Genomic DNA, 14,896 nt, shown 5'->3' on the forward strand with positions numbered 1-14,896 from the left:
AAGTTCCGCATCAACACCTTCTGTCTGTCGAGTGCAAATGCCGCTGCCGAGGCCTCAATGTCTGGAAGTGTTGGACCGCTCTTTGGCTGCATTGTTGAGTCGTACCTGACAACGAACGATATTGACTGCGGCATTGCGTTGAGAGTGGCAATGCTCTCCGGGGTGAGGTCTTTGGTACCGATAAGGAACTGAAGGCAAGTTTTCACAGGCTGAGGGGCTCTGGCAGGGCTCGTTGCCGATGCCGGCAACGCAGTGAGCAGGGCGATGGTCACGAGAGAAAAGTGAGCGCGTTGCATTTGTTTGTGAGGCCGCTGATTGACCCTGAGTTTGCCTGCGCAACAGGCGGCAGTTTGGACTTCAGTACGGCCTTCAAGCTGAACAGGCCTCTCGCACGCAACTCCGCAGCCAGCGATGCGCCGCATCCCCGTCCATCCTCGGATGCCACAGCAGTGAGACAGTGAAGGACTCCAGCGCCAGCGGTAGATCGACGGTCAGCAAGCCATCACGCAGATGCCCGGTGTGCCGTTCGGGCACCGTGGCAATCAGGTCCGTGCCACGCGCCAGCGCCAAAGCCTCCGAGAACCCCGCCACCGTGACGACGATGTCACGCGCAAGGTTCATGGCGGACAACGCCTCGTCGACAGGCCCCGCCGCCGTGCCGGCCCGGGAGATGGCGACATGCCGGCCAGCCGCGTAGCGTTTGGTCGTCAGCTTGCCGCTGGCCAGCGCTTGACCTTGGCGGACGACGGCCACGAAGCGGTCGCGGAACAGCGCCTGGGCGCGCAGTTCCAGCCCCGTCGTCGAGCCGATGACGCCGGTCTCCAGGTCCACGCTGCCATCCCGCAGCGGGCCGCTATCCCGATCCGGCTTGGGCACAAATCGCAACCGCACACCAGGTGCCTCGGCGGCAACTCGCGCCAGCAGCGTCGCTCCGAAGTTCTCGACAAATCCTTCCCGAGTTCGCAGCGTGAACTCCCGCTCCAGCCGGTCCAGCTTCAACGCGTCGGCCGGCCTCAATGCCGCCTGTGCCTCATGCACCAGTGGCCCGATCCGTTCACGCAACTCAAGCGCTCGCGGCGACGCCACCAGCCCGCGCCCGGCGCGCACCAGCAGCGGGTCGCCGGTGGCCTCGCGCAGCCGGGCCAACGACCGGCTCATCGCCGACGGGCTCAGGCGCAGTCGCCGCGCGGCGCCGGCCACGCTGCCCTCGGTGAGCAGGGCGTCCAGCGTCAGCAGCAGGTTCAGGTCTGGGTCTGACATGGCGTCTCATGCAGCAATGAAGTGCAGATGATGCGTCTTCCGCCATGCCCGGCCAATGTCTAAGGTCTGGGCATGAACACCACGACCCTCGCCCAACCCGCTGAAACCGCTCCAGCGCCCCTCACCTGCGTGCTCGCCAGCCTGGCCTTGTGCACGCTGCTGCCGTCGTTGGCCATTAGCAGCGCCAACGTCGCCCTGCCGACGCTGGCCACCACCTTCCATGCCAGCCTGGCTCAGGTGCAATGGGTCGTGCTGGCCTACCTGCTCGTCACCACGACCTTCATCGTCGGCGCCGGGCGGCTGGGCGACCTGTTGGGCCGGCGCCGCTTGCTGCTGGCCGGCATCGCGCTGTTCACGGTCGCGTCGGCACTCGGCGCGCTGGCGACCACGCTGCCGCTGCTGATCGCGGCCCGCGCGCTGCAAGGCCTGGGCGCGGCGGCCATGATGGCCTTGACGATGGCGATGGTGGGGGCTGCCCTGCCCAAGGCGCGCACAGGCAGCGCGATGGGGCTGCTGGGCACCATGTCGGCCGTTGGCACGGCGCTGGGGCCGTCGCTGGGCGGTGTGTTGATTGGTGCCTTCGGCTGGCAGGCCGTGTTTGCCGTCAACCTGCCGCTGGGCTTGGTGGCCTTCATGCTGGCCTGGCGCTGCTTGCCGGCGGATGGTGGGCAGGGCAGCGCAACGGGATTTGATGTGCCCGGCACGCTGTGGCTCGCGCTGACCTTGGCCGCCTACGCGCTGGCGATGACGCTGCACATCGGCCTGCTCGCCGTTGCGGCCCTGGGCCTGTGGCTGTTCCTGCGCACCGAAGCCCGCGCCGCGTCGCCACTCGTGCGGCTCGACCACCTGCGCGACCCGGCCCTCAGCGCTGCGCTGGCCATGAACGCCCTCGTGTCCGCCGTCATGATGGCCACGCTCGTGGTCGGCCCCTTTCACCTGAGCGGCGCGTTAGGCCTGGGCGCGGTCACCGTTGGTGCGCTGATGTCCATCGGCCCCATCGTGTCGGCCTTCAGCGGCGTGCCGGCCGGCCGCCTGGTCGACCGCTTTGGCACGCGGCGCATGACGCAGTTGGGCCTGGGCGCGATGGCGCTGGGCTGCGGCTTGATTGCCTGCCTGCCCGTGTCGTTGGGCGCCATGGCCTACCTGGGACCGCTGGCCATCGTCACGCCGGGCTATGCGCTGTTCCAGGCGGCCAACAACACCGCCGTCATGGCCGAGGTGGCGGCCAATCAGCGTGGTGTGGTCAGCAGCCTGCTGACGCTGTCGCGCAACCTGGGCCTCATCACCGGCGCGTCGGCCATGGGCGCCGTGTTCGCTGCGGGCGGCCTGCGCCTGAGCTTCGTCATCGCGACAGGCTTGGTTGCCGTCGCGCTCGGGCTTGCCGGCCGCGCGAAATGACAAGCACAATCGCCCCCGCTCCGGGGTGCCCGGGACTGGCGAGAGCCAAGCCCAGACGCTGAGACGGTCATCCTGGGCTTGTTAACACGACGGCAATGGGCCGCGAAGGCCATCTGCCAGGGGTCAATCAAGGCGCAGCGCGCCGCCCGCATTGATATGCGGGCAAGCGGTGCAACGCGGAGTGCCCCCTGGCAGATGGCCTTCCCTTCGGGTTGTGGTCAGAAAGGCCGCGCGCGGCGTTGCAAATGCTCGCCGGGTGCCCCACCCGGCTCCGCTTTGCGCCTTGCTCGCGGCTTTTCTGGCCACAACGCGGCCCGTTGCCGTCGCGTTAACAAGCCCTGACCGAACCCGTGAACTTGAACCGGCTAATACCGGCGTAAGGAGAGCGCATGCCTCGCGGCGTGCCGTGGACACCACTTCCAGTGGACAAGTCCCGGCGCACCTCAAGGCGGCCTTGGAGCAACCGACCCACCGCTCCAGGAGACCGCCGTGAACGCCCCCGAAAAAGCCCTCTCGCTCGATGAACGCCTGTCGCTGACGCGCGAGCCCTTCCCGGCCTCGTCCAAGATCTACGTCACCGGCAGCCGGCCCGATGTGGCCGTGCCCATGCGCGAGATCGCGCTGACCAACGGCGAGCGCGTCGTCGTGCACGACACCTCCGGCCCCTACACCGACCCCAAGGCGCAGATCGACGTGCGTTGCGGCCTGCCGCCCATCCGCTCCAGCTGGGTCAGTGACCGCGCCGACACCGAGGCCTACACCGGCCGCACGCGCGTGGCGCTGGACGACGGCGGCAAGGAGGACAACGAGCGCATCGCCCAACTGCGCGCCGAGGCCGCGGCGCTGCAACGCCCGCCGCGCCGCGCCCAGGCCGGCGCCAACGTCAGCCAGATGCACTACGCCCGCCGCGGCATCGTCACGCCGGAGATGGAGTTCGTCGCACTGCGCGAGAACGGCAAGCGCGAGTGGATGCGCGAGTACCTGTCCGATGCCGAGCGCGAGCAGCGCCTGCGCGGCGATGCTATGGGTGCCGCCATCCCCGACATCATCACGCCCGAGTTCGTGCGCCAGGAGGTGGCGCGAGGCCGCGCCGTCATCCCCGCCAACATCAACCACACCGAGCTGGAGCCGACCAYCATCGGCCGCAACTTTCTCGTCAAAGTCAACGCCAACATCGGCAACTCGGCCGTCACGTCCAGCATCGAGGAAGAGGTCGAGAAGCTCGTCTGGTCCATCCGCTGGGGCGCGGACACGGTGATGGACCTCTCCACCGGCCGCAACATCCACACGACGCGCGACTGGATCGTGCGCAACTCGCCCGTGCCCATCGGCACCGTGCCCATCTACCAGGCGCTGGAGAAGGTGGGCGGCATCGCTGAAGACCTCTCCTGGGCCGTGTTCCGCGACACGCTCATCGAGCAGGCCGAGCAGGGTATCGACTACTTCACCATCCACGCCGGCCTGCGCCTGCCGTTCATCCACCTGACCACCAAGCGCCGCACGGGCATCGTGTCGCGCGGCGGCTCCATCCTCGCCAAGTGGTGCATCACGCATCACCGCGAGAACTTCCTGTACACGCACTTCGAAGAGATCTGCGAAATCATGAAGGCCTACGACGTGACCTTCTCGCTCGGTGACGGCCTGCGCCCCGGCAGCGCGGCGGATGCCAACGACGAGGCGCAGTTCGCCGAGCTGCGCACGCTGGGCGAGCTGACCAAGCTGGCCTGGAAGCACGACGTGCAGACCATGATCGAAGGCCCCGGCCATGTGCCCATGCACCTGATTCAGGCCAACATGGCCGAGCAGTTGAAGCACTGCGATGAGGCGCCGTTCTACACGCTGGGCCCGCTGACTATCGACATCGCGCCGGGCTACGACCACATCGCCAGCGCCATCGGCGCGGCCATGATCGGCTGGATGGGCACGGCCATGCTCTGCTATGTGACGCCCAAGGAACACCTGGGTCTACCGGACCGCGACGACGTGAAGCAGGGCTTGATTGCCTACAAGATTGCAGCGCATGCGGCCGACATCGCCAAGGGCCACCCCGGCGCCCGCGCCCGCGACGACGCGATGAGCAAGGCGCGCTTCGAGTTCCGCTGGAACGACCAGTTCGCACTCGGCCTGGATCCGGACACCGCCCGGGACTATCACGACGAGACACTGCCCAAGGACTCGTCCAAGGAGGCGCACTTCTGCTCCATGTGCGGGCCGAAGTTCTGCTCGATGAAGATCACGCAGGACGTGCGCGAGTACGCGGCGAAGCAGGGCTTGGAAGCGTCGGACGTGGTGGCCGTGGGCATGGCGCAGAAGTCGGCCGAGTTCCGCAAGGCCGGCGGCGAGCTCTATATCCCCATCAAGCCGCAAGCCTGATGCAGATCGCCATTGCAGGCGCCGGCGTCATGGGCCGGCTGCTGGCCTGGCAGCTGGCGCGGGCCGGTCATCGTGTGACCGTCGTAGACCCCGCCGAGGGGCCGGCGCAGCCGGGCGCTGCGGCCTTCACGGCGGCGGGCCTGCTGAGCCCGCTGGCCGAGCAGGCGCATGCGGAGCCCGAGATCGCCACGCTGGGCTGGCGGTCTCTGGCGCTGTGGCCCGCCATCGCGGACGCGCTGGGCCAGCCCGGCCTCGTCAAGACCGACGGCAGCCTGCTGCTGGCGCATGGCGGCGACCTGGGCGCGGCGCAGCGCGTGCTGGCGCGGCTGGACGATGGCCCCGAGCCGCTGAACCGCACCGCGCTGCAGATGCTGGAGCCCGCGCTTGCCCCCGACCTCAAGGCCTGGTGGCTGCCCGGCGAAGGCCAGCTGCTGCCGCGCGAGTTGCTGCTGGCGTTTGCCCAGCAGGCGCCCGGCGTCGACTGGCTCTGGGGCCGCCGCGCCGTTGCGGTCCAACCCCATGTGCTTGCACTCGATGACGGACGTCGCCTGGATGCCGACCTCGTCATCGACACGCGTGGCCTGGGCGCCAAGCCGGACATGCCTACCCTGCGCGGCGTGCGTGGCGAGATCCTGTGGCTGCATGCGCCCGGCGTCGTGCTGAACCGCCCGGTGCGGCTGCTGCACCCGCGCCATCGCGTCTACCTCGTGCCTCGGCCGGGCGATGTCATCGTTGTCGGCGCGTCCGAGGTAGAGAGCGAGGACCGCTCCCCCGTCAGCCTGCGCAGCGCCGTCGAGCTGATGGCGGCGGCGCACAGCGTGCTGCCGGCGTTGGCCGAGGCGCGCATCGCCCACATGGAATCCAATCTGCGACCCGCGCTGCCGGACCACAGGCCCTGCGTCGAGCATCAACCCGGCCTGCTGCGCATCAACGGCCTGTTCCGCCATGGCTGGCTGCTGGCGCCTGCTTTGTCCGAAGAGGCGTTTCGCCATGTCTGAGTTCACGTTGAACCACCAACCCCAGCCCTGGCGCGAGGGCTTGAGCGTCGCTGCGCTGCTGGCCGAGCAGGGCATGGCAGCCGACGCCGTCGCCACCGCGCTGAACGGCGCCTTCGTACCTCGTGGCCGGCGTGAAGCCACGCTGATCCAGCCCGGCGACGAGCTGACCCTCATTCAACCCATCACCGGAGGCTGAGCATGACTTGGACTCTTTACGGCCGCACGCTGACAAGCCGCTTCCTGCTCGGCACCGCCGGCTACCCCTCGCCCGACATCCTGCGCCAGGCTGTGCTGGCCAGCGGTGCCCAGGTGCTGACCGTGGGCCTCAAGCGCACGCTGGCGGCGGCCGGCGACAACGGCTTTGTCGCCGCCATCCGCGCGACGCTGCAAGCCACCGGCGGCTACCTGCTGCCCAACACCGCCGGCTGCCGTACCGCGCAAGAAGCCATCACGCTGGCCCACATGGCCCGTGAGCTTTACGACACGCCGTGGATCAAGCTCGAAGTCGTCGGCGACGAGCACACCTTGCAGCCCGACCCCTGGGAGCTGGTCAGCGCGGCCGAGCAACTCGTCAAGGACGGCTTCCAGGTCTTCCCCTACTGCACCGACGACCTCGTCACCTGCCGCCGCCTGCTGGACGTGGGCTGCGAGGTGCTGATGCCCTGGGGCGCGCCCATAGGCTCGGGCCAGGGCCTGCTCAACCCGTTCGCGCTGCGCACGCTTCGCGAGCGCCTGCCCGGCGTGCCGCTGATCGTCGACGCCGGCATGGGCGCGCCTTCACACGCGGCCCAGGCCATGGAGCTGGGCTTGGACGGCGTGCTGCTGAACTCCGCCGTCGCCCAGGCCGGCGACCCCATCCGCATGGCGGCCGCCTTCGGCCAGGCCATCACGGCGGGGCGCCTCGGCTTTGAGGCTGGCGTGATGGCGAAGCAGGACATGGCCGTGGCCAGCACGCCGGTAGGTGGCAGGCCCTTCCTCATCCCATGAACAAGCCCATCATCTGGAGCATCGCCGGGCTGGACAGCGGCGGCGGCGCGGGGCTGTCCGCCGACCAGCGAGCGGCGGATGCGATGGGCGTTCATTTGTGCCCCGTCGCCGCCGCGCTGACGGCGCAGAACAGCGTGGCCGTTGACGCCGTCTTCCCCGTGCCGCCCGAGCAGCTGGACGCCCAGCTCGCGGCATTGGCAAACGACCTGCCACCGGCCGCCATCAAGACCGGCCTGCTGGGTGGCGTGGCGCAGCTGCGCGTCGTCACGCGCTGGGTCGACCGGCTGCGCGAGCGTAGGCCCGTGGCCCTGGTCGTCGACCCTGTGCTGCGCGCCTCCACCGGCGCCAGCTTTGCCGATGACGACCTGCTGCGCGCCTACCGCGAGGAGCTGCTGCCGCGCGCCACGGTCGTCACGCCCAACCGGCGCGAGGCCGAGCGCCTGGTGGGCAGCGGCTGCCCTCAGCAGCAGGCGCCGGCCTTCGGGGTGGAGACCGTCTGCATCACCGGCGGCGACGAGGCTGGCCCGCTGGTGCTGGACTGGCTGGCCAGCCCGCAGGCCGGCGGCTGGCTGGCCCTGCCGCGCCGCGCCGCGCGTAACAACCACGGCACCGGCTGCTGCTTCGCGACCGCGCTGGCCGCAGGGCTGGCGCGTGGCTTCGTCGCCGCCGACGCGGCGGTGCTGGCCAAGATGCTGACGACCTCGGGGCTGTCGGATGGCGAAACGCCCGGTGCAGGCGCAGGCCCTGTTCGACCCCGGGCCGGCTTCATCACCGATGCAAGCCTGCTGCCCGCGCTGTTCGACAGCCCGCCCACGGCCTGGCCCGCCCGACCCGAGGTAGCTACCGCCGTCGAGGGCGTCTACGGCATCACCGCCAGTGGCGCCCATGCAGCTGCGCTGTTCGACGCGGGCCTGGCCACCGTGCAACTGCGCCTCAAGCGCGCCGAGGGCGAAAGCGGCGCCGCCTGGCACACCCGCCTGGCCGCCGAAGTGCAGCCGGCACTCGAGGCCGCGCGGCGCATGAGTGCGACCTTCATCGTCAACGACCATTGGCGCGCCGCGCTGGCCCTGGGCGTGGACTTCGTCCATCTGGGCCAGGAGGACCTGCTGGCGCTGGACGCTGCGGCCCGTGCCGACCTCGCCCAGGCACGCGCACGCGGCCTGCGACTGGGCCTCAGCTCGCACAGCCTGTGGGAGCTGGCCCGCGCCGTGGCCTGGGCGCCCGACTACATCGCCTGCGGTCCCGTCTGGCCCACGCTCACCAAGGCCATGCCGTGGCGGCCGCAGGGGCTGGACAACCTAGCCTGGTGGGCGGCGATGTCACCCGTGCCGGTCGTCGGCATCGGCGGTGTGCTGGCGCCCGAACAGTTGATCCAGCTCGCCACCTGCGGCGCCAGCGCGGGCTGCGTGGTGCGCGGGCTGTTGGCGTTGCCGGCGCGCGACTGGCTGGACGCCTGGCGCAGCGGCGCGGGCATGCCGCTGGCGGCCGAGGCCCGCTGGCCTCATCCCTCGCTCAACGCCTTGTAGACCAGCAGCGAGGCGTGCGCGTCGTTGGCGGCGTATTGCAGCTGCTGCGGGGTCAGCGTCTTGTTGGCCCAATTGGATGTGGTGGCCTTCTTGGACTTGGCGAAGCGCCGGCCCAGCACGACGGCCACGGCGACCTTCAACCCCACCGCGTCCTTGAAGCCCAGCCGCTTCACCATCTGCGACACGTCGATGGACTGGCCCAGGCTCAGGCCCAGCTTGCGCTGGATCTGCGGCCGGTCCGACGCCAGGCCGAAGCCGACCTTGACGACCTCGTCCGACTCGATCATGGCCTGCAGAAAATCGTGCACGCCTGGCGTGGCGGTCTGCACGATGAAGGCGTCGGTCAACGTGGCGAACTGGATGACCTCGGGGCCGGTCTGCGGCATGCCGGCCACGAAGGTCGGCTTGCTCTCGGTGTCGAAGCCGACATGCCCGGCCTGCCGCAACGCTGCTTCAGCGAACTCGAGTTGCGCGGCGGTCTTCAGCACATGGATGCGGCTGGCCGGCAGCGCTTCATAGGCCGGCATGGCCGCGATCTGCTCAAGGGTGGGCCGTTGCAGCGGTGGGGGTCTGGACATGGCGGCAGTATGGCCGCGCCTTCAATCCTTGAGGCCGCGCTGCCACAGCCGGTCGGCCGCCTCGAAGATCGTGCTGCCTTCAAGTGACCCGGGGTCGCGCGCCAGGGCCAGCCAGTCCAGCGTGTCGTGGTGGCTGCCCGGCACCAGTTCGGCCGAGCGCTCGGCCACCAGCCAGGCGTGCAGCCGGGCGTACAGCTCAGGGTGCTGCTGGCGCGTCCAGGCCAGACCGACGAGGTCGCCGTAGGCTTCCTCGCGGCGGGTGGAGCGCATCTCGAGCCAGGCCTGGCGCAGGTCTGGGGCCAGCCCCTCGGGCGGCGTCGCACCGACGAAGCCGGCCGGCAGGCGGTACCAGGCGCCGTCGAGGTAGCGGCGACAGTGGCCCAGTTCATGCGCGGCCATCAGCTCCAGTGCGGCGGCCCGCAGTTCGGGGTCGAGTTTGTCGATCTGGCGCTGGCTCTCCGGGTTGCCGCGCATCGAGAACACCAGCTTGCAGCGCCCGTCGGCATAGCCCAGGGCCAGCGGTGCGGCGCCGGGGGCGTCCTGCGGCTGCACGACCAGGTCCAGCGGCAGCGCCAGGCTCTGCTTGGCATGCGCGACGACCGGCCAGATGCCTTGCAACCAGCGGGTTTCGAGCAGCGTCAGGTCAGCGGCCTGGGCCGCCTGCGACAGCACCGCGGACAGCAGGGCAACCAGCAAGGCGAAGGGGATGGGCAGTCGGCGCGGCACGTCTGAGGCTCCTTTGAGAGCATCTTCGGCGCGCAGCTGCGCTGCTTGATGGGCGTGCTGGGGTTACGTCGTGAACTATGAGGACAAGACGCTTACGAAGCTGTAACGGCGCCATCGGGAGGACCGTCAATCCGTCACGGGCCGCGTGAGAACCCTGACGGATCAAGCGCGTGAGTGTTGTCGATGGCGTCTGTTCCGGTCGCGCCGCGTCGCTAGCATCGTTCGCTTCGCAAGACGACGCCTGCGGGCGACCACGATGATGAATCCTTCGTTCCAGCGCCGGCAGTTGCTCGCCACCGCCTTGCTCGGCACGGCGCTGCCCGCCTTCTCGGCCGAGGCGGATAGTTGGCGCGATGCCACCACCGGGCGGCGCATCGTGCGCGTGGACGACAGCCCCGGCAACTACGGGCTCTACTTCAACTACAACCCGTTCACGCCGCAGGGCGATCTGATGATCTACCTGACGGCCGAGGGGATTCGCGTGGCCGACACCCGCACCTGGCAGACCCGCCTGGTGCTCATGGGCTCCGTGGACCGGCTGCTGTTCGCGGGGCCGAAGTCGCGCTCGGCCTACTACACGACGCGCGACGCGGCCGTGGAGGAGGGCGGCCCCTTCACGGTGTGGTCGGTGGACCTGGACAGCGGCAAGACGCGCCGGATCGCCGACCTGCCCGGTGGGCGCATCCAGACCATCAACGCCGACGAAACGCTGCTGGCCGGCGCCTACGAGACCGAGCCGCCGCCGCCCGCGATCGCCGCCCAGGGCAAGCGCGACCCGGCCACGGGCTCGCCGTCCTACGCGGGCACGGGGCCGGACGGCAAGCCGCTGTCCTTCGCCGCGGCCAAGGGCAAGTGGATGGCGGACCGGCTGGCCGCACGCGTGCCGATGGAGATGTACAGCGTGGCCATCCGCAGCGGCGAGCGCAAGCCCATCCACCGCGCGACCGACTGGCTCAACCACCTGCTGTTCTCGCCCAGCGACCCTACGCTGCTGATGTTCTGCCACGAGGGCCCCTGGCACGAGGTGGACCGCATCTGGACGATACGCGCTAACGGCACGCAGCTCACCAAGATCCACACCCGCACGATGTCCGGCGAGATCGCCGGGCACGAGTTCTGGGGCAGCGACGGCAGGACCGTCTGGTACGACCTGCAGATGCCGCGCGGCGGCACGACCTGGCTGACCGGGCGCAACCTCACCACCGGCGAACAATGGCGTTATGAAGTGGGCAAGGACCAGGCGTCCTACCACTTCTCGCAGTCGCCCGACGGCCAGCTGTTCTCTGGCGACGGCGGCAACGCCGGCAAGTGGATCAGCCTGCTCAAGCCAGTGGTGCGCGAGAAGCCCGTGCCCGGCCTCATCACGCCGGGCCGCCTGGAGACCGTGCGCGTGGCCGATCTCTCCAAGCAGGACTACACGCTGGAGCCCAACCAGCACTTCACGCCGGACGGCAAGTGGCTGGTCTACCGCGCGAACGTGGAAGGCAAGCCGGCGATCTACGCCGTCGAACTGTCGGTGGCCCGCTGACATGGCGGAGATCGCTGTCGTCGGGCCTGGCGCCATTGGCTGCACGGTTGCCACATGGCTGGCGCAGAGCGCCGCACATCGCCTCACCGTGCTGGCGCGCAAGCCCTTGGCGGGCATCGTGGTGCAGACGCCGGGCGGTGCGCTGCAGGCGGCGCCGCGTGTCGTGAACGATGCGTTGGCGCTGCAGGGCAGCGAGTGGGTGCTGGTCGCAACCAAGGCCTATGACGCGGCCACGGTGGCGGCCAATCTGGCGCCGCTGGCCGGCGGCCCGGCGTGCATCGCGATCCTGCAAAACGGCGTCGAGCATCTCGAACACTTCACGGCCGGCTTCGCGCCCTGGCAATTGCTGCCGGTGATGGTGGACATCCCCGCGCTGCGGACCGCGCCCGGCCGCGTCACGCAGCACCGCAAGGGCCGCATGCGCGTGCCGCAGGGTGAACTGGGCGAGCGCTTCGTGCAGCTCTTTGCGCACACGGACATCGACGTTGTGCAGTCGCCCGACTTCAAGACGGAGATCTGGAAGAAGCTCTGCGTCAACGCCGCCGGCGCCTTCTCGGCGGTGCTGCTGAAGCCCGCCGTCATCGCGCGCCATGCCGGCGTGGCGGCGTTGATGGAACGGGTCATCCGCGAGGTCATCGCCGTGGGCCGTGCCGAGGGCGCGGCGCTCGACGATGGCCTCGCGGCCAGCATCGTCGACGGCTATCGCCAGAACCCGTCGGGCATCAACTCGATGCACGCGGACCGGCTGGCCGGCCGGTCGATGGAGATCGAGGCGCGCAATGGCGTCATCGTCCGGCTGGGCCGCAGGCACGGCGTCCCGACGCCCACCAACGAGATGGTCGTTGCGCTGCTGGAGGCCAGCCTGCTTGACGCTGGCTGAGCGTCGTCACTATGTGAAGAAGGCGGACGCCGTCCGACGAGCGGGTCGGAAGCCATCGTCGCGTTGCGGGGGCCTTGTCCGACGCGACCCGGGCAGGCGCGGGCCTAGTCTCGCGGCATGGCGAATTACATCGGCACGGCAGGCTGGTCGTTGCCCTCCGCGCATGCCGGCGCCTTCCCCGTTGAAGGCTCGCAGCTGGAGCRTTATGCGGCCGTACTGAACTGCGTGGAGATCAACTCCTCCTTCTACCGCCCGCATCGGCCGCAGACCTATGAACGTTGGGCTGCAAGCACGCCGAAGGGCTTTCGCTTTGCGGTCAAGTGCCCGAAGCAGATCTCGCATGAGGCGCGGCTGACAGGCGCCGACGAGGCATTGGCGCGCTTTGTCGGCGAGGCCGGTGCGCTGGGCAGGAAATGGGCCGTGCTGCTGGTGCAGTTGCCGCCGTCACTGCGGTTTGACGCGGGCGTGGCGGGGCGCTTCTTCGACAGCGTGCATGTGGCCTTCGGCGGTGCGGTCGTCTGCGAGCCGCGGCATGCGAGCTGGTTTACGCCCGAGGCCGAGCGGTTGATGCGTGACAGCGAGGTGGCGCGCGCAGCGGTCGACCCCGCCAAATTTTCCGGCGCCGAGAAGCCGGGCGGACATCCGTCCGTCGTCTACTTCCGCTGGCACGGCTCGCCAAGGATGTACTGGTCGCCCTACGACGAAGCCTGGTTGCAGGAACGGGCCAGCGTGCTGAAGTCGCTGCCCAAGGGCGTCCCGCGCTGGTGCGTCTTCGACAACACGGCCTCGGGCGCGGCGCTGGGCAATGCGCTTCAGTTGCGCGAGTTGCTGTAAGCCTTGATCCGGCAGTTGAGCGCGCCCGAGGAGCCGGCGAGGCGGGTCGGTGGCAAGGCGCGACGACGCAGTGGGCTGATGCCCACCAGGAGAAGCAACGCGGTCAGCGGCCCGAAGTGCCGGCTCAGCGGGCGTGCAGCGCTATCCAACGAAGTGGCGAAGGCCGCAACGCTGCCCAGGTGTTGAGGCGACGAGGCTTTCGATGAATGGCGAGCGGTCGACTGCCGGATCAAGGCTACCAGTTGCAACCCTTGCCCCGCGCCGCGTCCACGGCCAGCGGCACGATGGCGAGGATGCCGGCGCCGCTGTAGGCCTTGCGGCAGTCCTTGTTGGTGGCGTCTTCCATCGCCTGCTCCAGCTTGGACTTGCGCTCGGGTGGCGGCGGGATGAGGTCGATGAGGCCGGTGCTGCGCTTGGCCGACATGTCGCCGCGCGGCAGCGACAGGTTCAGCGGCGTGCGCGCCGGCGTGCTGGCGGCGGCCGTGGGCGGCAGAGGCGGCGCGGGCAGGTCCGGCCCCAGGCGCGAGCCGGCGTCCGGCGAACCGGCCGAGGCCTTGGGTGCGGCATAGGGGTTGGCGGTGGGGTCACCGCGCGCCGGGCCGGCCGGTGCGTTGACCTGACCGGGCAGTGTGCCCGTCAGCTCGGACAGCGTCGCCCCACCCGGCGTGGCTGCACCCGAGCGGGCATTGGCTGCGGGCTGCATCGGCGCGACGGTGCTGCCACCTTCGGCCGACTCCATGCGGCGCACCGGGGCAGGCAGGTCCTGGGCGCCCTGCAGCGCCGCCGTGGTGGCGGCCGGCGTGGTCGCGCGCAGTTCGCTGGAACGGGCCAGCGGCGTGACGGCGCCGCCGTCGGCCGTTGTTGATTCGAGGCGCTGCACCGGCGCCGGCAGCGGCGTGGCGGCCGTCAGCGAAGGCGTTGCAGTGGTGGTGGCGCGCAGCTCGGCCGGGCGGGGCAAGGGGGTGGCAGCACCCACGGCGGCGGGCCCTTCGAGCCGGTGCACGGGCGCCGGCAGTTCGGCGCCGGGTGCGAGCGCGGCCATGGGGGCGGGCAGCACGCGCAGGTCGGCGGGGCGGGGCAGCGGGGCGGTGGCCTGGGTGGCGGGTGCGRCCTCCAGCCGGTTCACGGGCGCGGGCAGGTCGCTGGCCATGGGCGGCACTGACTGCAGATCGGCCGGACGGGCGACCGTGCGCAGGTTGGCGGCGGGCCGCAGCGGCGCCACGGCAGCCTCGGGCCGGGCCTCCAGCCGGTCGAGGGTGGCCGAGGGCAGCTCGGGCGTGGGCATCTGCTGCGGCGTACTGCGCGGGGCCGGGCTCAGGTCCTGGCGCTCGATGGGGCGAAAGCCTTCGGGCAGGTCCAGCGTGGCGGTGCTGGGCGGCGCGGGTGAAGCCTCGTCGGTGCGGGCGGCCTCGGGCGGCACCTCTTGCGGGTTGAAGCGGTCCAGCTCAGCGGCGCCGGGCGCGGGGCCGGTCGGGCGCTGCGGGGCGCCAGCACCGGCTTCGCCCGTTTCAGCGGGTGGCGCACCGGCATCGCCGCCGCTCTTGCCGAGCAGCTTGACGGTCAGGCTGCCCCAGACACCCTCGCCCGGTGCGGCCGTGCCGGCGGCATTGCCGAACATCAGCACCAGCCAGACGTGCAGCAGCACGGCCAGCAGCAGGCAGCGCTGCAGCTGGCGGGGGTCGGGCGGCGGGCGGCGGAGGGCTACGACAGTCACTGCGGGCGCATTGTGTGTCAGCCCGGCACCGCCTCCGTGAGAGGGCGATTGCCGATGTGTGACCGCCGACAACGCTGTCCAATGCCAAGGAATG

13 protein-coding genes are annotated in these 14,896 nt (G+C 70.2%); 9 read left to right on the forward strand and 4 right to left on the reverse strand.

Translation table 11 applies throughout. The annotated features are described in order from the left end of the window. Window positions 1–369 precede the first annotated feature (369 nt). Window positions 370–1,260: a LysR family transcriptional regulator gene (locus ACXRVZ_RS10280; RefSeq protein WP_457424205.1), complete on the reverse strand. Its 891-nt coding sequence runs from the start codon at window positions 1,258–1,260 to the stop codon at window positions 370–372. Window positions 1,261–1,332: 72 nt separating this feature from the next. Between ACXRVZ_RS10280 and ACXRVZ_RS10285 the strand changes: the two genes are divergently transcribed. The 6 genes from ACXRVZ_RS10285 to ACXRVZ_RS10310 all read left to right on the forward strand — a co-directional run bounded on the left by ACXRVZ_RS10285 (window position 1,333) and on the right by ACXRVZ_RS10310 (window position 8,542). After that, window positions 1,333–2,658: an MFS transporter gene (locus ACXRVZ_RS10285; RefSeq protein ID WP_457424203.1), complete on the forward strand. Its 1,326-nt coding sequence runs from the start codon at window positions 1,333–1,335 to the stop codon at window positions 2,656–2,658. A 489-nt stretch (window positions 2,659–3,147) separates the two neighbouring features. Next, window positions 3,148–5,031: a phosphomethylpyrimidine synthase ThiC gene (gene thiC, locus ACXRVZ_RS10290; RefSeq protein ID WP_458232387.1), complete on the forward strand. Its 1,884-nt coding sequence runs from the start codon at window positions 3,148–3,150 to the stop codon at window positions 5,029–5,031. Next, window positions 5,031–6,029, forward strand: coding sequence for an FAD-dependent oxidoreductase (locus ACXRVZ_RS10295; RefSeq protein ID WP_457424199.1), 999 nt, complete (start codon window positions 5,031–5,033; stop codon window positions 6,027–6,029). The genes thiC and ACXRVZ_RS10295 overlap by 1 nt, the downstream gene beginning before the upstream one ends. After that, entirely contained in the window at window positions 6,022–6,225 is a 204-nt protein-coding gene (gene thiS / locus ACXRVZ_RS10300) for a sulfur carrier protein ThiS (RefSeq protein ID WP_457424197.1), read from the forward strand. Before ACXRVZ_RS10295 ends, thiS begins: the two co-directional genes overlap by 8 nt. A 2-nt stretch (window positions 6,226–6,227) precedes the next feature. Next, on the forward strand, window positions 6,228–7,016 hold the full coding sequence (locus ACXRVZ_RS10305; protein WP_457424195.1) for a thiazole synthase: 789 nt from the start codon (window positions 6,228–6,230) through the stop codon (window positions 7,014–7,016). After that, a complete protein-coding gene (locus ACXRVZ_RS10310; protein WP_457424193.1) occupies window positions 7,013–8,542 on the forward strand; it encodes a bifunctional hydroxymethylpyrimidine kinase/phosphomethylpyrimidine kinase in 1,530 nt (509 codons plus the stop codon). The genes ACXRVZ_RS10305 and ACXRVZ_RS10310 overlap by 4 nt, the downstream gene beginning before the upstream one ends. Here ACXRVZ_RS10310 and ACXRVZ_RS10315 read toward each other — a convergent pair. Both ACXRVZ_RS10315 and ACXRVZ_RS10320 read right to left on the reverse strand, forming a co-directional pair. Next, window positions 8,518–9,120, reverse strand: a complete 603-nt coding sequence (locus ACXRVZ_RS10315) for a 3'-5' exonuclease (protein WP_457424191.1) — start codon at window positions 9,118–9,120, stop codon at window positions 8,518–8,520. The two genes, ACXRVZ_RS10310 and ACXRVZ_RS10315, sit on opposite strands and share 25 nt — an antisense overlap. A gap of 21 nt (window positions 9,121–9,141) precedes the next feature. After that, window positions 9,142–9,846 carry a hypothetical protein gene (locus ACXRVZ_RS10320; RefSeq protein ID WP_457424189.1) on the reverse strand — a complete coding sequence of 235 codons (705 nt, stop codon included), beginning with the start codon at window positions 9,844–9,846 and terminating at the stop codon, window positions 9,142–9,144. A 259-nt stretch (window positions 9,847–10,105) separates the two neighbouring features. Between ACXRVZ_RS10320 and ACXRVZ_RS10325 the strand changes: the two genes are divergently transcribed. The 3 genes from ACXRVZ_RS10325 to ACXRVZ_RS10335 all read left to right on the forward strand — a co-directional run bounded on the left by ACXRVZ_RS10325 (window position 10,106) and on the right by ACXRVZ_RS10335 (window position 13,088). Continuing rightward, window positions 10,106–11,374 carry an oligogalacturonate lyase family protein gene (locus ACXRVZ_RS10325; protein ID WP_457424187.1) on the forward strand — a complete coding sequence of 423 codons (1,269 nt, stop codon included), beginning with the start codon at window positions 10,106–10,108 and terminating at the stop codon, window positions 11,372–11,374. Between the two features lies 1 nt (window position 11,375). Then, on the forward strand, window positions 11,376–12,254 hold the full coding sequence (locus ACXRVZ_RS10330) for a 2-dehydropantoate 2-reductase (RefSeq protein WP_457424185.1): 879 nt from the start codon (window positions 11,376–11,378) through the stop codon (window positions 12,252–12,254). Between the two features lie 117 nt (window positions 12,255–12,371). Next, window positions 12,372–13,088 (forward strand): DUF72 domain-containing protein, encoded by a 717-nt coding sequence (locus tag ACXRVZ_RS10335; protein WP_458232388.1) that lies wholly within the window; start codon window positions 12,372–12,374, stop codon window positions 13,086–13,088. A 235-nt stretch (window positions 13,089–13,323) separates the two neighbouring features. Here the strand turns inward: ACXRVZ_RS10335 and ACXRVZ_RS10340 are convergent, their stop codons facing one another. Continuing rightward, on the reverse strand, window positions 13,324–14,802 hold the full coding sequence (locus ACXRVZ_RS10340; RefSeq protein WP_458232389.1) for a hypothetical protein: 1,479 nt from the start codon (window positions 14,800–14,802) through the stop codon (window positions 13,324–13,326). Window positions 14,803–14,896 lie beyond the last annotated feature (94 nt).

This window comes from Roseateles sp. P5_E8 (assembly GCF_054177665.1).